General features: G+C 60.8%; 14 protein-coding genes and 1 pseudogene. 3 read left to right on the top strand and 12 right to left on the bottom strand.

Annotated features, from left to right (window positions below; translation table 11 throughout):
* Positions 1-26: 26 nt before the first annotated feature.
* Positions 27-943, top strand: a pseudogene (locus C4J87_RS06585) (LysR family transcriptional regulator).
* Here the strand turns inward: C4J87_RS06585 and C4J87_RS06590 are convergent.
* The 9 genes from C4J87_RS06590 to C4J87_RS06630 form a co-directional block, all read right to left on the bottom strand.
* Complete coding sequence (locus C4J87_RS06590) at positions 931-1,416, bottom strand: DoxX family protein (RefSeq protein WP_124366149.1); 486 nt, start codon at positions 1,414-1,416, stop codon at positions 931-933. The pseudogene C4J87_RS06585 and the gene C4J87_RS06590 overlap by 13 nt on opposite strands.
* Positions 1,413-2,189 (bottom strand): DUF2063 domain-containing protein, encoded by a 777-nt coding sequence (locus C4J87_RS06595; protein WP_124366150.1) that lies wholly within the window; start codon positions 2,187-2,189, stop codon positions 1,413-1,415. Before C4J87_RS06595 ends, C4J87_RS06590 begins: the two co-directional genes overlap by 4 nt.
* The gene (locus C4J87_RS06600) at positions 2,186-3,064 is read right to left on the bottom strand and encodes a DUF692 domain-containing protein (RefSeq protein WP_124366151.1); all 879 of its coding nucleotides are present in this window, start codon (positions 3,062-3,064) and stop codon (positions 2,186-2,188) included. The genes C4J87_RS06595 and C4J87_RS06600 overlap by 4 nt, the downstream gene beginning before the upstream one ends.
* A gap of 23 nt (positions 3,065-3,087) precedes the next feature.
* The gene (locus tag C4J87_RS06605) at positions 3,088-3,384 is read right to left on the bottom strand and encodes a DUF2282 domain-containing protein (protein ID WP_124366152.1); all 297 of its coding nucleotides are present in this window, start codon (positions 3,382-3,384) and stop codon (positions 3,088-3,090) included.
* Positions 3,385-3,557: 173 nt separating this feature from the next.
* Positions 3,558-4,259: an ABC transporter ATP-binding protein gene (locus C4J87_RS06610; RefSeq protein WP_065932826.1), complete on the bottom strand. Its 702-nt coding sequence runs from the start codon at positions 4,257-4,259 to the stop codon at positions 3,558-3,560.
* A gap of 1 nt (position 4,260) precedes the next feature.
* On the bottom strand, positions 4,261-5,028 hold the full coding sequence (livG, locus tag C4J87_RS06615) for a high-affinity branched-chain amino acid ABC transporter ATP-binding protein LivG (RefSeq protein ID WP_012722652.1): 768 nt from the start codon (positions 5,026-5,028) through the stop codon (positions 4,261-4,263).
* Positions 5,025-6,278, bottom strand: coding sequence for a high-affinity branched-chain amino acid ABC transporter permease LivM (locus C4J87_RS06620; protein ID WP_124361657.1), 1,254 nt, complete (start codon positions 6,276-6,278; stop codon positions 5,025-5,027). Before C4J87_RS06620 ends, livG begins: the two co-directional genes overlap by 4 nt.
* On the bottom strand, positions 6,275-7,198 hold the full coding sequence (gene livH, locus C4J87_RS06625) for a high-affinity branched-chain amino acid ABC transporter permease LivH (RefSeq protein WP_003231100.1): 924 nt from the start codon (positions 7,196-7,198) through the stop codon (positions 6,275-6,277). Before livH ends, C4J87_RS06620 begins: the two co-directional genes overlap by 4 nt.
* A gap of 229 nt (positions 7,199-7,427) precedes the next feature.
* Complete coding sequence (locus tag C4J87_RS06630; protein WP_027604422.1) at positions 7,428-8,555, bottom strand: branched-chain amino acid ABC transporter substrate-binding protein; 1,128 nt, start codon at positions 8,553-8,555, stop codon at positions 7,428-7,430.
* 340 nt (positions 8,556-8,895) lie between these two features.
* Here C4J87_RS06630 and C4J87_RS06640 point away from each other — a divergent pair, with 340 nt between their 5' ends.
* Entirely contained in the window at positions 8,896-9,198 is a 303-nt protein-coding gene (locus tag C4J87_RS06640; RefSeq protein ID WP_124366153.1) for a DUF2288 domain-containing protein, read from the top strand.
* Positions 9,199-9,402: 204 nt separating this feature from the next.
* Here C4J87_RS06640 and C4J87_RS06645 read toward each other — a convergent pair whose 3' ends face one another.
* Positions 9,403-11,667 carry a bifunctional diguanylate cyclase/phosphodiesterase gene (locus C4J87_RS06645; protein ID WP_124366154.1) on the bottom strand — a complete coding sequence of 755 codons (2,265 nt, stop codon included), beginning with the start codon at positions 11,665-11,667 and terminating at the stop codon, positions 9,403-9,405.
* A 137-nt stretch (positions 11,668-11,804) separates the two neighbouring features.
* Positions 11,805-12,173 carry a YkgJ family cysteine cluster protein gene (locus tag C4J87_RS06650; protein ID WP_124366155.1) on the bottom strand — a complete coding sequence of 123 codons (369 nt, stop codon included), beginning with the start codon at positions 12,171-12,173 and terminating at the stop codon, positions 11,805-11,807.
* A gap of 251 nt (positions 12,174-12,424) precedes the next feature.
* Here C4J87_RS06650 and C4J87_RS06660 point away from each other — a divergent pair, with 251 nt between their 5' ends.
* Complete coding sequence (locus C4J87_RS06660) at positions 12,425-13,768, top strand: MFS transporter (RefSeq protein ID WP_124366156.1); 1,344 nt, start codon at positions 12,425-12,427, stop codon at positions 13,766-13,768.
* Positions 13,769-13,939: 171 nt separating this feature from the next.
* Here the strand turns inward: C4J87_RS06660 and rapA are convergent, their stop codons facing one another.
* Entirely contained in the window at positions 13,940-16,786 is a 2,847-nt protein-coding gene (gene rapA, locus C4J87_RS06665) for an RNA polymerase-associated protein RapA (RefSeq protein ID WP_124366157.1), read from the bottom strand.
* Positions 16,787-16,873 lie beyond the last annotated feature (87 nt).

Consider the following 16,873-nt stretch of genomic DNA (forward strand, 5'->3'; position numbering starts at 1 on the left):
CTTTGGTTTTCAATTGGAAACAATCCATGAGCGAAATGGATGACCTGGCGGCGTTTGCCGTGTTGATCGAAGCCGGCAGTTTCACCGTGGCGTCGGAGCAACTGGGGTGCAGCAAGGGCCAGTTGTCCAAGCGAATCAGCCAGCTCGAAGCGCAGTACGCCGTGGTGCTGTTGCATCGCACCACGCGCAAGCTGAGCCTGACCGCCGCAGGCGCGGCCTTGCTGCCCCAGGCACAGGCGCTGGTGGTACAGGTGGAGCGTGCGCGTCAGGCCTTGGCCCGACTCAAGGATGATTTGGCCGGGCCAGTACGTATGACGGTTCCGGTGTCATTGGGAGAAACCTTCTTCGATGGCTTGTTGCTGGAATTTTCCAAGCACTACCCACAGGTGCAGATCGAGCTGGAGCTCAACAATAGCTATCGGGATCTGGCGCGAGACGGCTTCGATCTGGGCGTACGCTCGGGGCCATCGAGAATGAGCGCCTGGTGATCAAGCCGCTGCTGGCCTGGCACGAGATGACCTGCGCCAGTCCGGTCTATCTGGAACAGCATGGTGAACCGCTGCATCCGGCGGAGCTGGCGGGCCATACCTGTTTGCTCAACAGTCACTACAGCGGCCGCGAGGAGTGGCTGTACCACCAGCAGCATGAGCTGTTGCGGGTGCGGGTCAGTGGCACTTTCGCGTCCAATCACTACAACCTCTTGAAGAAAGCCGCATTGGTGGGCGCCGGTATCGCGCGCCTGCCGTCCTACCTGCTACCAACGGAATTGGCGGAGGGTCGATTGCGCTGGCTGCTGCGCGATTATCAAACGCGCAGCCAGCCGATGTACCTGGTGCATCCCTATCAAGGTGGCCTGCCGCGGCGCACCCAGGTACTGGCCGACTATTTGGTGGACTGGTTCAAGCGCAGCGGCGCGGCCCTGGACCGTCTTCAGCGGGAGTGACGGGCGATCCAGTGGTCGATGGACAGCCGGCCCGGGCCCTTAGCCACCAGCAGCAGTAACAGCGCGATCCAGGTGCCATGGGTCGGGTAGGCGTCCGGATAGACAAACAACTGAATGGTCAGGGTCATGCCGATCAAGGCAAGGGCCGAGAATCGCGTGGCGAATCCCAGCAGGATCAGCAGCGGGAAAAAGTGCTCGGCAAACGCTGCCAGGTGCGCGGCGACTTCGGGTGACAACAGCGGCACGTGGTATTCGCTGCGAAATAACGGCAAGGTCGAGGCGGCCAGTTTGGGGGCGCCGAGTTGGAAGGTGCCGCTGATCAGATCAATGGCAAACCCTTCGACTTTGGTTTGTCCGGATTTCCAGAACACCGCCGCGATAGAGAAGCGCGCGATAAAGGCGATCAGGCTGTAGGGAATTTTCTCAAAAAGTGCGATGGCCCGTTTCAGCAGGCTGGCGGCGGAATTGTTCATGGCGATACCTTGGGTTCCAGGTGTAAATGAGTAATGGCGTCGTGGCTGATCAACAGCGTCAGGCACCGATGCAGATCGAATTCGGAGGAGGCCTGCAAGGCATGCTCCACCGCCATCTCCAGTCCCGCGCCCTGGTTCAGGCAGTTGATAAAGGCCACCGAGCCGCTGTCGATGGCGAAGACCTTGACCGCCAACCCGTGGCGCAACACCAACGCGTTCTCGGTAGGCCACGGGGTCAAGCCAGCGAGGTCGCCGTCAGCCTGGTGCGCGGCCCATACCGTCACGACCGGGTAAGGAGAGCTCAAGGTGGCGAGCGATGGATGCAGCGTCAGGCTCAACCGCTCTACGCCTGCTTGACCTTGCAGATGCTGGAGAACAGCGTGCTGGCACAGCGCCGGAATGTCGGGCGCGTGATAAGCACGAACCCGCAGGCGCTCCAGCCGCGCGACATCCGCCAGGTAGGGCACGCTGGCGGCTGGTGCGAATGCCTGGATAAACTCGGCCAATGTGCTGCCGTACGCGTTGATCAGCGGGCTGGTGGGCGGGTTGGCCTGGACGAAAACGCCAGCCATGGCGCGGAAAAACTCATCGCCCACCAGCTGTAGCGTCACGGGGTAACTGGCCGCCAGGGCATTGATCAACGAGCTGTGGACGTTATTGCGATACACCGCAAAGCGGCTGGCGGGGTCGGCGCCGTTACTGCTGAACACCCCCTCCGGGCAGGAACCGTGCGCCGCGAGCAGGGCGTTGGTGAACGCGTCCTGAAAGCTCATGACATCACCTGCGACAGATACCATTCGGCGTGCCTGGCCTCGGCGTGCAGCGTGCTGAAGCTCGGCACCTGGTTATCCCGTTCGATCAGCGTGGCGACCGGCCCCGTGCGCTTGAGCAGTTGCGCGTATAGCTGCCACACCGCGTCATCGACCGGCGCACCGTGATCATCGATAAGCAGCCTGTCGCCCAGGCTGTCGCTGTCTTCGGCAAACCCGGCCAGATGGATCTCGCCGACTGCGTGCAAAGGTAAGGCATCGATGTAGGCCAGCGGATCGCGCTGATGATTGATGCACGACACGTAGACGTTATTCACGTCCAGCAGCAACCCGCAGCCGGTGCGCCGAATGACGTCGCTGATGAACTCCGCTTCGTCCAGGGTGGAGCGTTGGAACTGCACATAAGTGGATGGGTTTTCCAGCAGCATCGGCCGCTTGAGCGTGCTTTGCACCTGATCTACGTGCGCGCAGACACGCGCCAGGGTTTGTGCATCGTAGGCCAGGGGCAGCAGGTCATTGAGAAACACCGCGCCGTGGCTGGACCAGGCCAGGTGTTCGGAAAATGAGTGGGGTTGATAGCGTTCGATCAGCCCGGCCAACCGTGCCAGGTGCTCAGGGTTGAGCGGGCCTTCGCCGCCGATGGAGAGGCCCACGCCGTGCAACGACAGCGGGTAGCGTTCGCGGATCAACCCCAGGTAATGGTGAAAAGGGCCGCCGGCGACCATGTAGTTTTCGGCGTGCACTTCAAAGAAACCAATGTCTGGTGAAGAGCCGAGCACTTCAGTGAAGTGCTCGGTCTTAAGTCCCAATCCGGCCCGACGCGGCAGGCCGGATGCCTGAGCCTGGGAGACGGCTTGCAGGGATGAAAGGGTCATCATCAGTACTCAGGTCGCGCTGGGCTTCAGGACTTTGCGGTGAAAGCGGCTTCCTGGCCGAAACCGGTCGGCGAGGTAGTGCTTGGGGTTTTCAGGCAGGTACCGGCTGGGACCAGTTTCCAGGCGTTGGCCTGGTCCTTGGTTTTGGACGTACCGGCGCACGAGGTGCCAGCGCCGGCGGCGCAGTCGTTCTTGCCGGCCTCGGCGATGCCGAAGCATTTCTGCATGTCGTCGGCAGCATGGGCGGTGGTGGTCAGGGCGGTCAGGCTCAGGGTCGAACCGAGGGCCAGGAGGAGGGCGGCAGCGGACAGTTTGGTGGTCATGGAGTATCTCCAGCAGTGGTCGAGTGGCAGGCTTGATTGCCTGCTTGCACCACTAGAGAGAGGGGGACGAACTTCGTTACAAGCCAGCCGGAAAAAATTTAAATATCACGCAAAGCAAATGTGGGAGGGGTTGCCCCTCCCACATTTTAAAGCCGGTTCATCCAGCGACCGTTTTAACCGCCCAGGTAGGCCTCACGCACCTTAGGATCGGTCAGCAATTGCTCGCCGGTGCCCTGCATCACCACCCGGCCGTTTTCCAGCACGTAGGCCCGGTCGGCGATTTTCAGCGCCTGGTTGGCGTTCTGCTCCACCAAAAACACCGTCACCCCGTCCTTGCGCAGTTGCTCGATGATGTCGAAGATCTGCTGGATGATGATCGGTGCCAAGCCCAGGGAAGGCTCGTCCAACAGCAACAGCTTGGGTTTGCTCATCAATGCCCGCCCGATGGCGAGCATTTGCTGCTCGCCGCCGGACATGGTGCCGCCGCGCTGGCTGAAGCGCTCCTTGAGCCGAGGGAACAGGTGCAGCACCTTGTCCATCTGTTCCTGGTAATCGCCCTTGTCGGTAAAGAACCCGCCCATGGCCAGGTTCTCTTCCACGGTCAGGCGCGAAAACACGCGACGGCCTTCCGGTACCACCGCAATGCTCTTGCGCATGATTTCGGCGGAGTGCTTGCCCACCAGCTCTTCACCCATGTAGCGGATGCTGCCGCTGTGGGCCTGGGGCGAGCCGCACAGGGTCATCAGCAACGTGGACTTGCCAGCGCCGTTGGCGCCGATCAGGGTCACGATCTCACCCTGACGCACTTCCACGTTGACGCTGTGCAGAGCCTGGATCTTGCCGTAGAAAGTGGAAACGTTTTCGAATTGCAGCATTTTACGCTTCCCCCAGATAGGCTTTGATCACTTCGGGATTGTCGCGGATCTGCTCCGGCGTCCCGTCGGCGAGCGGCGTGCCCTGGTTGATCACCACGATATGGTCGGAAATGCTCATGACCAGTTTCATATCGTGTTCGATCAACAGCACGGTGGCGTTGTTTTCCTCACGCAACACGCCGATCAGCGCCTTGAGGTCTTCGGTTTCCTTGGGGTTCAAGCCCGCCGCCGGTTCGTCGAGCATAAGGATCCGCGGGCGGGTCATCATGCAGCGGGCGATTTCCAGGCGACGTTGCTGACCATAGGCCAGGGTGCCGGCCGGGCGGTTGGCGAACTCGGTGAGATTGACCTTGTCCAGCCAATACTCCGCGTATTCCATGGCTTCGCGCTCGCTCTTGCGGAACGCCGGGGTCTTGAACAGGCCTGCGAAGAAGTTGGTGTTCAGGTGACGGTGCTGGGCGATAAGCAGGTTCTCGACCGCTGTCATGTCCTTGAACAAGCGCACGTTCTGGAACGTGCGCACCACGCCCTTGCGGGCGATCTCGTGACCGGCCAGGCCCTGGATCGGCTGGCCGTCCAGCAGGATACTGCCGCCGCTCGGCTTGTAGAAACCGGTGAGGCAGTTGAACACCGTGGTCTTGCCGGCGCCATTGGGGCCGATCAGCGCGACGACCTGCTTCTCTTTGACGGTCAGGGCGACGCCGTTGACCGCGAGCAAGCCGCCAAAGCGCATGCTCAGATTTTCGACTTTCAGGATCTCGCGGCTCATTTGCGCAGCTCCATGTGTGGACGTTGCATGGGCAGCAGGCCTTGAGGGCGCCAGATCATCATCAGCACCATCATGGCGCCGAACATCAACATGCGGTACTCGCTGAACTCTCGCATCATTTCCGGCAGCAGGATCATCACGATCGCGGCCAGAATCACACCCAGTTGCGAGCCCATGCCACCCAGTACCACGATGGCGAGGATGATCGCCGACTCGATGAACGTGAACGACTCCGGGGTCACCAGGCCTTGGCGTGCGGCGAAGAAGCTGCCAGCGAAACCGGCGAATGTTGCCCCAAGGGTGAAGGCCGAAAGTTTGATGACGGTCGGGTTCATGCCCAGTGCGCGGCAGGCGATTTCATCTTCGCGCAGCGCTTCCCACGCGCGGCCAATCGGCATGCGCAGCAGGCGGTTGATCACGAACAGTGCCGCCAGTGCCAGCAACAGCGCTACCAGGTACAGGAACACCACTTTGCTCACCGGGTTGTAGGCAATCCCGAAGTACTCGTGGAAAGTCTGCATGCCCTCTGCCGCGGTGCGGTCGAACGACAGCCCGAAGAACGTCGGCTTGGGGATGCTGCTGATGCCGTTGGGGCCGCCGGTGATATCGGTGAGGTTACGCAGGAACAGACGGATGATTTCACCGAAGCCCAGGGTCACGATCGCCAGGTAGTCACCGCGCAAACGCAACACCGGGAAGCCCAGCAGGAAGCCGAACGTGGCCGCCATCAGGCCGGCGAGGGGCAGGCAGACCCAGAAGCTCCAACCCAGGTAGTGCGACAGCAGCGCGTAGGTGTAGGCACCCACCGCATAGAAGCCCACATAACCCAGGTCGAGCAGGCCGGCCAGGCCCACCACAATGTTCAGGCCCAGGCCCAGCAACACGTAGATCAGGATCAGGGTGGCGATGTCGACTGCACCGCGCGAGCCGAAGAACGGCCAGATCAACGCGGCCACGATCAGGCCGATGATGATGTAGCGCTGGGTGCGCGGCAGGGTCAGGAATTGGCTGACCTTGGGCGACACCAACGGCGCACGGTTGCCCTTGAACAGGGCGCCGACCTGCTGGGTGAACAGCACGCGCAGGAACATCAGCACCGAGCACAGGGCGATGATGGTCAGGGTCACGGGGCCGGTGCCATGCACTTCCAGGTTGATGCCGACAATGCTCAGCTTGAGGCCGAGTACCGGGAAGGCCACGGCCCACACCAGCAAGGCGCTGAAAAACGCCGATTTAAGATATCTGCTCATACTTTCTCAACCTCCGGACGGCCCAGGATGCCGGTCGGACGGAACAACAACACCAGGACCAACAAGCCGAACGCCACGACGTCCTTGTACTGGTCACCGAAGATATCGGCGCCAAAGGCTTCGGCCACACCCAGCACCAGCCCACCGAGCATGGCGCCCGGAATACTGCCGATACCGCCCAGCACCGCCGCGGTAAAGGCCTTGAGGCCCACCAGGAAACCGGCGTTGGGGTTGATCACGCCGTACTGCATGCTCAGCAATACGGCCGCGACCGCCGCCAGCGCGGCACCGATCACGAAGGTCAGGGCGATGATGTTATTGGTGTTGATGCCCAACAGGTTGGCCATCTTGATGTCTTCGGCGCAGGCCCGGCAGGCGCGCCCCAGACGAGAGCGGGAAATGAACAGTGTGAGGCCGAGCATCGCCACCAGGGTGACGACAAAGACCAGGATCTGCATGTAGGAAATCAGTACTTCTTGTGCACCACCGGGGCCGAAGGAGAAGCTCCCTGGGATCAGGTTGGGAATGGACTTGTCCTTGGAGTCCTGGGACAGCAATACGGTGTTCTGCAGGAATATCGACATGCCGATGGCGGAAATCAGCGGGATCAACCGGTTGCTGCCGCGCAAGGGGCGGTAGGCAACGCGCTCGATACTGTAGCCATAGGCACTGGTCACGACGATCGATGCCAGGAACGCAGCGGTCATCAACAGCGGCAGGGAGTGGATACCCATCATGGCCAGCCCGGCAAGGGCGATGAAGGCCACGTAGGAACCAATCATGTACACCTCGCCATGGGCGAAGTTGATCATTCCAATGATGCCGTAAACCATTGTGTAGCCAATGGCTATCAAGGCATAGGTGCTGCCAATGGTCAGGCCATTAACCAGCTGTTGGAAAAAATGATAGATCTCAGGCATTACAGCGCTCCTAAAAACCCGATACGCATTTCACTGGTGGAGTCATGTTCCGGCCCTGCGCTGTGTTCTGTGAGCACATTTGCACAAAGCGTTTGCCAGCGAACCGCTGGTGACGGTTTTAAGATTTTCAGGTGAGCCAGCGCCCGGATCGCGGGTGACATGGCCCATAAACCTCGTAAAACAAAACCCACTGCTTTCACAGTGGGCTTGTTGACCAGTAATGCCTGGCTTACTGAGGGGATACTTCGGTTTTTGGTTTGCCGAAGTGCCATTCGTAGACCACGAATTTGAAGTCCTTCAGGTCGCCCTTGGCGTCGAAGCTCAGCTCGCCGGTCGGGGTCTTGAAGGTACCCGCGTGAATGGCCTCGGCCACCTTGGCGGTGTCTTCGCTCTTCGCGGCTTTGATACCGCCGGCGATCACTTCGATGGCCGAGTAGGCCGGGAACACGAACGGACCGGTTGGGTCCTGCTTGTTCTTGGCGAACTCTTCAACGATGGCTTTGTTGGCCGGGTCGGTGTCGAAGGATTTAGGCAGGGTCACCAGCAGGCCTTCGGAAGCGCCCTGGGCGATTTGCGAGATGGAGTCGTTGCCGACGCCCTCTGGGCCCATGAACTTGGCATTCAGGCCTTTTTCCTTGGCTTGGCGCAGGATCAGGCCCAGCTCAGGGTGGTAGCCGCCGTAGTAGACGAAGTCGACGTTGGCTTGCTTGAGTTTCTGGATGATCGAGGAGAAGTCCTTGTCGCCGGCGTTCAGGCCTTCGAAGACGGCAACCTTGGTGCCTTTCTTCTCGAGGGTCTGCTTGACGGCGGTGGCGATGCCTTCACCGTATTGCTGCTTGTCGTGAAGTACGGCAACGATTTTCGGCTTCACGTGGTCGGCGATGTAGTTGCCGGCCGCCGGGCCTTGGGCGCTGTCCAGGCCGATGGTGCGGAAGATCAGCTTGTAGCCACGGGCGGTGATCTCGGGGCTGGTGGCAGCCGGGGTAATCATGATGACGCCTTCGTCTTCATAGATATCGGAGGCTGGCTGAGTGGAGCTGGAGCAAAGGTGACCGACCACGAACTTGACGCCGTCGTTGACCACTTTGTTGGCGACGGCAACGGCTTGCTTCGGATCGCACGCGTCGTCGTATTCCTTGGCTTCAAGCATTTTGCCATCTACGCCGCCCTTGGCGTTGATGTCGGCGATGGCCTGCTTGGCACCCATGAATTGCATGTCGCCATATTGCGTTACAGGCCCGGTCTTGGGGCCGGCGATGCCGATCTTGATGGTGTCGGCTGCGAACGAATGGCCGGCAACCCCAGCCAGGACCATAGCGGCAAACAGTTTGGAAATCTGCTTAGTAGCCTTATTCATAGTGCTCCACTCTTACTGTTGTATTTTTTATAGTTCTAGCGGCCTTGTGAGCTGCAGAACCGGATCAGATATCTCGGATATCCCCCGGCGATGCCCTGGCAACTGTACCGGTACAGTGTAGAGCGCCGGTTGATCGCTTGGAAAGCTGGCTGCTGGGGGCAAAACCGGGTTGTGTCGCTTAAATGAAAGAAAAAGACAGAATTGCGGCGGGGTAATGCCAGCCTTCCGAGCATTCCTTGGCTTTTCCAACACTTTCAATCGCCAGCTTATTTGCTACTGGGTTTTTCCAACTGAGACACGACGTTATGATTGCGCCGATTTTTTACTCAGGTGAACTCCCATGACGCAAGAACCTAGCACCCTCTATGCCAAGCTGCTCGGTGAAACCGCCGAAATTTCCTGGAAGGAGCTCGAACCGTTCTTTGCCAAGGGTGCCCTATTGTGGGTCGACGCCGGCGTGGATTTGATCGAAGCGGCCGAAGCGATGGCCGAAGACAATCGCGACAAAGTCGCTGCCTGGCTGGCTGCGGGGAGTCTTGGCGAAGTGTCTGCGACGCGGGCGGTGGACTTGGTCACGCGTGACCCCGGCCTGTGGGCGGTGGTGGTCTCGCCGTGGATTTTGATCCAGGAAAGGGCAGCGTAAGAAACCACTGAGCCAAATGGGTGCACGGCTCGCGCCTGCGCAAGTGTGTAGCGGAGTAACCGCTTCCCCCGTGATGGCACGTTGCCGTAGAGAAAGGTCACAGGTGACGGTGACGTTAACGTCACGGGAACAGTTGGAGCGCTGGCGTAACGGCTGGGAAATTGTTTCAAGGTATTGGCGCCCGACTACTGGCAGCCTGCCACGTCAGCGGATGGGCCTGACGACTGAAGGCGGGCTGATGCACGTCGGGGCAGGTTCCTTTGGCGGCGGGGCGTCTTTATTGCCGTCTGCGCTGAATGTGTGGAGCGGGTTGCGTATCTGCATGCCTTGCATGACGCCAATGATGTCGCTGAAGGCCACCGCCGGGCTCAGCAGATAACCCTGAATGAAATCGCAGCCATGCTGCTGCAACAGCTCGAATTGCGCCTGGGTTTCCACCCCTTCGGTCACCACCTCCAAGTGCAGCGTATGAGCCATGGCAATGATGGCCTGGACGATTTCGCTGTCGGCGGTGGACCTGGGTATGTCCTGGATAAACGACCGGTCGATCTTCAAGGTGTTGAGCGGCAGGCGCTTGAGGTAGGCCAGGGATGAATAGCCGGTGCCGAAGTCATCGATCGCCAGGGATACGCCCAAGGCGCGGATTTGCCGCAACAGGGCCAGGGTGCTGCTGATATTGCCCATCAATGCGTTTTCGGTGACTTCCAGCTCCAGGCGATTGGCGGCAATGCCGGCAAAGCGCAGGGCCGCTTCGATTTCATCCGCCAGTTCATCACGGGCCAGGTTCAGGGCCGAGCAATTCACGGCCATGGTCAACTCGCTATAGCCGCGATCAGACAACAGGCTCAAGTCATGACAAGCCTGGCGCAATACCCAGTGGTCCAGTTCGGCAATCAAGCCGTTATTCTCGGCAATCCCGATAAACCGGTCCGGCGCCAGCAACCCATATTGTGGGTGCTGCCAGCGCACCAGTGCCTCCAGGCGCGTGACCTTGCCGAGCTTCATGTCGAAGATCGGCTGATAAAACAGCACCAACTCATTGCGCCCGCGCAGGGCCGCGCGCAGTTGCTCTTCAAGTTGCAACTCAAGGAAAGCGCGGGTTTTCAGGTTGGAACTGAAGAAGTGCAAGCTATTGCGCCCAGCATCCTTGGACTGGTAAAGCGCCAGGTCGGCGGTTTTCAGCAGTTCTTCACAGGTTTGGCCATCGTCGGGAAACAGGCTGATACCGATGCTGGTAGTCATGACCATGCGCCGGCCTGCCAACTCGATGGGTTCCTTCATTTTTTGCATGATGCGCTGGGCCAGGTGCCGCGCTTCGTCGCGATGATGGATATTGATCAGAATGCAGAATTCATCCCCGCCAAAACGCGCGACCACGTCGGCATGGCTGCGTACCGAGCCTTTGATATGGCTGGCCAGCACGGAGAGCAATTGGTCACCGGCATCATGCCCAAGGCTGTCGTTGATGCGCTTGAAATGATCGATGTCGAGGAAGATCACCGCCATCATGCCGCGTGTCGCGGTTTTTTCCGCGACCTTTTCCGCGAAGATCTGATTGAAGCCACGCCGGTTGAGCAAGCTGGTCAGCGCGTCGTAATGGGCCGCCTGTTGCAGCGAGGCACGGGCCTGGTCCAGCTCGCTGAGCAGTGCGTTGACCCGGCGCAAATCGCGTTCCTTATGCTGCAGCTTTTTGTCGGCCAACGCTGCGCTGATGCTGCTGCCGACAACCAGCAAGGTGATCGTCGCCACCGACAGGCTCAGTTGCAGCGGATTGTTATTGACGGGCAACGACAGATCCGCGCCGTCCGGTATCAGCATTTGCATGGCCTCCATGCCGGTGAAATGCATGCACAGGATGCCGGCGCCCAGCACCAGGCTGGCGGCGTATTTGAGCAATTGATGAAACACGCCGGTACCGTCGCGCAGGTAGCTCGACAACAACAACGCTGCCAGGCTTGCGCCGATGGCAATCGCGACCGAGGCCATGAGCAGCCCGGAGTCGAAGTAGGCCTGGGCCTGGGAGCGCATGGCTGACATGCCGACGTAGTGCATCAGCGCGATACCCAGCCCCATCCACACCGAGGCCAGCAGGTACTGATGGAGCCGCAGGTGCGCATGACCGAGGGTTTGCATGGCGAACAGCGAAGCGATCAGGGCAATCACCAACGAGGCGAAGGTCATGAGCAATTCGTAATGAATGGCGACGGGGGCTTGGAAGGCCAGCATGCTGATGAAGTGGGTCGACCAGATACCGCCCGCCAGGCAACCGGCGCCCAACCAACACCAGCGACGGCGGGCGGTGGGGTCTTCGACATGACCGACGCGCTCGGCCATGTCCAGCGTGCCAAAGCCGGCCGCGCAGGCGACCAGGTACGCCAGCAGCACCAGAAAGGGGTTATGACTGCAATTGAGTAATAAGTGCCCGTTGTCTGGAAGGTCGGTGAAAAAGTGCAGTCCCAGCCATTCCATAGCGTGTCCCGTCATAGTGTCGCGTCATTGCCTCAGGCGATGACCTATGAGGTCGAGTATAGAAGCCTCGCGGGATTTGCCAGGAATAATGGCACTTTGATTCAACTCTTTTTGCATGCCAGCCATAGCGTTTGATGCTAAGCGCTGATGGGCAAATCCAGCGCAAAAAGCGGCTCTTCGAGCGGCGCCAGGCCGAAGGCAGCACGGGCAGCATCGCAATCGACGTTTTGCACGCCCTGGCTCCAGGAGGCGTCGAACTCGCGGCAGGGGCTTGAGCGCTGTTCATAAATTGAACAGCGCGTGCCTTTGCCCACTTCACCCTCGAGGCTGCAGCAGCGTGCGGGCTTCTGGTCGGTGCCGATCATCGCCACGCGGGTGGGGTTGATCTGCACCACCAGGTCATCGGGCACGGTGCCGCCCGATGAGGCGCACTCGCCCCAGAAGAAAGACACACGAAAGTATGAACAGCAGGCACCGCAATTCAGACACGGACTGGCTTCGGACATGGGCGTCATCGATTAAGGATAGGTAAGGGGGACTGCGGGAAGGCTCGCCATTCTATCCGGGCGCTGGCCGTTGGGAAGGGGGGCGCACACATATATTTTTGTAGGGAAAGCCCCGTAATGCCGGGTGAAATCACGTCCTATCAGCTTTACGAATCATTACAGACAAGCGCCGCCAGCCTGACTATGTTGCAGATACCTGAGCAGGATGCAGTGGGCATCGCAGCTCTCATAACAATAAAAGAGACGGACCCATGCAGAACTCGACCCAAGCGGCGAATGCCTGGCGCATTCTGTTCCTGCTGTTCCTCGCCAACCTGTTCAACTTTTTCGATCGGACCATTCCCGCGATCATCATCGAGCCGATCCGCATGGAATGGCACCTGAGCGACTTTCAGCTCGGCATCATCGGTACCTCTTTCACCATCGTCTATGCCATCGCCGGGCTGCCGCTGGGGCGCCTGGCCGACACCGGCTCGCGCAGCAAATTGATGGGCTGGGGCTTGTTTGCCTGGAGCGGGCTGACTGCGCTCAATGGCCTGGCCGGCAGTTTCTGGAGTTTCCTGGTGGTGCGCATGGGCATTGGCATCGGGGAGGCCAGCTATGCCCCCGCCGCCAATTCATTGATTGGCGATCTGTTTCCCGCCCACCGCCGCGCGCGCGCCATGGGCATTTTCATGCTGGGCCTGCCGTTGGGCTTGCTGCTGGCGTTCTTCACCATCGGCTGGATGGTCAAGGCGTTCGACAGCTGGCGTGCGCCGTTCTTTATTGCCGCCGTACCGGGGCTGATCCTCGCGGTATTCATGTTCTACATCAAGGAGCCCAAACGCGGCGCGGCGGAAACGGTGCAAGTGCCCCAGGAACGCGTCGACCGCCCGATCCGCCGCGTACTCGCGGTGCCGACCTTCCTGTGGCTGGTACTGGCCGGGCTGTGCTTCAACTTCGCCACCTATGCGTGCAACTCGTTCCTGGTGCCGATGCTGCAGCGTTACTTCCTGATGCCGTTGCAGGATGCAGCGGTGGCCACCGGTGTCATCGTTGGCGTGACCGGCCTGGTGGGCCTGACCCTGGGCGGCTGGATTGCCGACAAGATCCATCAGCGGGTCGCCAATGGCCGGCTGCTGTTTGCCGCGTGCAGTCTGATCATCTCCACGCTCACCACCGCCTGGGCATTGCATGCCGGGCGGATCGAGATCGGCGTGTTCGTCGCGCTGTTCAGTGTGGGCTGGTTGTTTGCCTATAACTTCTATACCTGCGTGTACACGGCAATCCAGGACGTGGTTGAACCGCGCCTGCGGGCCACGGCGATGGCGTTGTTCTTTGCCGGCTTGTATCTGCTGGGCGGTGGGATGGGGCCGATTGTGGTGGGCGGGCTGTCTGATCACTTTGCGCATGCGGCGATGTATGCGGCGGGGGCCGAGCAGATGACCGAGGCCTACAAGGCTGTAGGTTTGCACGACGCCATGTACCTGATTCCGGTGGCGTTGTTCCTGACCATGCTGTTTCTGTTCCAGGCGTCGCGCAGTTTTGTGCGCGATGCCAAGCGGATGAAAGAGGGGCTAAGTGCGGTGGAGGTGCCGGCGTTGGCTACGGCTTGAGATCGCGGTGACTCTATCGGGGGCAAGCCCCCTCCCACATTTGAACTGTGAATACATTCGAGTGTGGGAGGGGGCTTGCCCCCGATGAGGCCCTCACAGCCACAGCCATTTTCCAGTGAATAAAAAAGGCCCGTATTGCGCGGGCCTCTATTCACCAGGGCAGGGCGGTACTCAACCCGCGACCAACACCCGAATCGCTTCCAGTCGCAACGCCGCCTTGTCGAGCATGGCCAGGCCTTGCTCGCGCTGGTTGCGCAGGGCGACCAGCTCGCTGTCGCGCACGGTCGGGTTGACCGCTTGCAGCGCGGTCAAGCGCGCCAGCTCTTCGTCGGTGTCTGCCGCCAGGCGACGCTTGGCCTCGGCCACACGTTCGGCGTGACGCGGGGCGATTTTCTCTTCGCCGGCATTGATGCGCGGCGTCAATTGGTCGCGCTGGGCCTGCACGAATTTGTTGGCGCTGGCCCGGGGCACGCTTTCCAACTGCTCGTTCAAGGTCACGAACGACACGCGGCCGGACAGGTCATTGCCGTTGGCATCCAGCAGGCAGCGCAGCGCTGCCGGTGGCAGGTAGCGACCCAGTTGCAGCGAGCGCGGGGCAACCACTTCGCTGACATACAGCAGTTCGAGCAATACGGTGCCCGGCTTGAGCGCCTTGTTCTTGATCAGCGCCACGGCGGTGTTGCCCATGGAACCGGACAGCACCAGGTCCATGCCGCCTTGCACCATCGGGTGTTCCCAGGTGATGAACTGCATGTCTTCACGGGACAGCGCCTGGTTACGGTCGTAGGTGATGGTCACGCCTTCGTCGTCGCCCAGGGGGAAGCTGGCGTCGAGCATCTTCTCGCTGGGCTTGAGGATCAGTGCGTTTTCCGAATGGTCTTCGCTGTCGATGCCGAAGGCGTCGAACAGGGTTTCCATATAGATCGGCAGGGCGAACTGGTCGTCTTGCTCGAGGATGTCTTCGACCAGCGCATCGCCTTCACCGGCACCGCCGGAGTTGAGCTCCAGCAAGCGGTCACGACCGGTGTGCAGTTCCTGCTCCAGACGCTCGCGCTCGGTACGGGCTTCGTCGATCAGGGCCTGCCATTCGCCGTCGTCGGCGTTTTCCAGCAGTGGCAGCAGGCGCGGGCCGAACTGATGCTGCAAGGCGTTGCCGGTCGGGCAGGTGTTGAGGAATGCGTTCAGCGCTTCGTGGTACCACTGGAACAGGCGCTCTTGCGGGCTGGTTTCCAGGTACGGCACGTGCAGTTCGATCACGTGTTTCTGGCCGATCCGGTCCAGACGGCCGATGCGCTGTTCCAGCAGGTCGGGGTGCGACGGCAGGTCGAACAGCACCAAGTGGTGGGAGAACTGGAAGTTACGGCCTTCACTGCCGATTTCCGAACAAATCAGCACCTGGGCGCCGAACTCTTCATCCGCGAAGTAGGCCGCGGCGCGGTCGCGCTCGAGGATATTCATGCCTTCGTGGAACACCGTGGCCGGAATGCCGGAACGTACGCGCAGCGCGTCTTCCAGGTCCATGGCGGTTTCGGCGTGAGCGCAGATCACCAGGACCTTGGTGCGCTTGAGCATTTTCAGCTGGTCGATCAGCCACTCCACGCGCGGGTCGAAGCGCCACCAGCGGTTGTCTTCCTCGATGTCCGGCTGCGACTGGAAGCTGACCTCCGGATACAGCTCGGCATGTTCGCCCAGGGGCAACTCCATGTATTCGTCTGGGTTCGGCAGCGGGTAGGCGTGCAGTTTACGCTCGGGGAACCCCTGCACGGCGGCGCGGGTGTTGCGAAACAGCACGCGGCCGGTGCCGTGGCGGTCGAGCAGTTCACGCACCAGGCGCGCGCTGGCCTCGCTGTCGCCATCGTTGACGGCGGTGAGCAGGGCTTCGCCTTCATTGCCGAGGAAACCCTGGATGGTTTTGTGCGCGGCGGGCGACAAGCGGCCCTTGTCCAGCAGCTCCTGCACGGCTTCGGCCACCGGGCGGTAGTTCTCGCTTTCGGCGCGGAAGGCGTGCAGGTCGTGGAAACGGTTCGGGTCCAGCAGGCGCAGGCGCGCGAAGTGGCTGTCCTGGCCCAGTTGTTCCGGCGTAGCGGTGAGCAGCAGCACGCCGGGAATCACTTCGGCGAGTTGCTCGACCAGCGAGTACTCGGCGCTGGCTTTTTCTTCGTGCCACACCAGGTGGTGGGCTTCGTCGACCACCAGCAGGTCCCAACCCGCGGCAAACAGCGCGTCCTGGGCCTTCTCGTCGTCCACCAGCCATTCCAGGGCGACCAGCGCCAGCTGAGTGTCTTCGAACGGGTTGGTGGCATCGCTTTCGATAAAGCGCTCTTCGTCGAACAGCGCAACCTGCAGGTTGAAGCGCCGGCGCATTTCCACCAGCCACTGGTGCTGCAGGTTTTCCGGGACCAGGATCAGCACGCGGCTGGCACGGCCCGACAGCAGCTGGCGATGGATCACCAGGCCGGCTTCGATGGTCTTGCCCAGGCCCACTTCGTCGGCCAGCAATACCCGTGGCGCGATACGGTCAGCGACTTCACGGGCGATGTGCAGTTGGTGGGCAATCGGTTGCGCACGCACGCCGCCCAGGCCCCACAGTGCGGACTGCAATTGGCGACTGGTGTGTTCCAGGGTGTGGTAGCGCAGCGAGAACCAGGCCAGCGGGTCGATCTGCCCGGCGAACAGGCGGTCGCTGGCGAGGCGGAACTGGATGAAGTTGGACAGTTGGGTTTCCGGCAGGGTGACCTGTTCGTTCTGCCCGTTGAGGCCGTGGTACACCAGCAGGCCGTCGACGTCGTCGACTTCCTGCACGGTCATCTTCCAGCCTTCGAAATGGGTGATGCTGTCGCCCGGCGAAAACCTCACGCGGGTGAGGGGCGCATTCCGTAGCGCATACTGGCGGGTGTCGCCAGTGGCCGGATAGAGCACGGTCAACAAGCGGCCGTCCTGTGCCAGAACGGTGCCTAACCCCAGCTCTGCTTCGCTGTCACTAATCCAGCGTTGCCCCGGTTGATACTGCTGCGCCATGCTGCCTGACTCCCGCCGTGAAAAAGCCGACTATCTTAACGGAACAAGGCCTCACGCCCAAGGACTCCGACAAAAAGTACTCTGACA

This window comes from Pseudomonas sp. R1-43-08 (assembly GCF_003852255.1).
Taxonomy (GTDB): domain Bacteria; phylum Pseudomonadota; class Gammaproteobacteria; order Pseudomonadales; family Pseudomonadaceae; genus Aquipseudomonas.

Bases quoted from the DNA above. Each gene is read 5' to 3' on its own strand.
- C4J87_RS06605 (WP_124366152.1), bottom strand. From the start codon at position 3,384: ATGACCACCAAACTGTCCGCTGCCGCCCTCCTCCTGGCCCTCGGTTCG.
- livH (WP_003231100.1), bottom strand. From the start codon at position 7,198: ATGCCTGAGATCTATCATTTTTTCCAACAGCTGGTTAATGGCCTGACC.
- C4J87_RS06660 (WP_124366156.1), top strand. From the start codon at position 12,425: ATGCAGAACTCGACCCAAGCGGCGAATGCCTGGCGCATTCTGTTCCTG.
- C4J87_RS06645 (WP_124366154.1), bottom strand. From the start codon at position 11,667: ATGGAATGGCTGGGACTGCACTTTTTCACCGACCTTCCAGACAACGGG.
- C4J87_RS06600 (WP_124366151.1), bottom strand. From the start codon at position 3,064: ATGATGACCCTTTCATCCCTGCAAGCCGTCTCCCAGGCTCAGGCATCC.
- C4J87_RS06595 (WP_124366150.1), bottom strand. From the start codon at position 2,189: ATGAGCTTTCAGGACGCGTTCACCAACGCCCTGCTCGCGGCGCACGGT.
- C4J87_RS06620 (WP_124361657.1), bottom strand. From the start codon at position 6,278: ATGAGCAGATATCTTAAATCGGCGTTTTTCAGCGCCTTGCTGGTGTGG.
- C4J87_RS06650 (WP_124366155.1), bottom strand. From the start codon at position 12,173: ATGTCCGAAGCCAGTCCGTGTCTGAATTGCGGTGCCTGCTGTTCATAC.
- livG (WP_012722652.1), bottom strand. From the start codon at position 5,028: ATGAGCCGCGAGATCCTGAAAGTCGAAAATCTGAGCATGCGCTTTGGC.
- C4J87_RS06640 (WP_124366153.1), top strand. From the start codon at position 8,896: ATGACGCAAGAACCTAGCACCCTCTATGCCAAGCTGCTCGGTGAAACC.
- C4J87_RS06590 (WP_124366149.1), bottom strand. From the start codon at position 1,416: ATGAACAATTCCGCCGCCAGCCTGCTGAAACGGGCCATCGCACTTTTT.
- C4J87_RS06630 (WP_027604422.1), bottom strand. From the start codon at position 8,555: ATGAATAAGGCTACTAAGCAGATTTCCAAACTGTTTGCCGCTATGGTC.
- rapA (WP_124366157.1), bottom strand. From the start codon at position 16,786: ATGGCGCAGCAGTATCAACCGGGGCAACGCTGGATTAGTGACAGCGAA.
- C4J87_RS06610 (WP_065932826.1), bottom strand. From the start codon at position 4,259: ATGCTGCAATTCGAAAACGTTTCCACTTTCTACGGCAAGATCCAGGCT.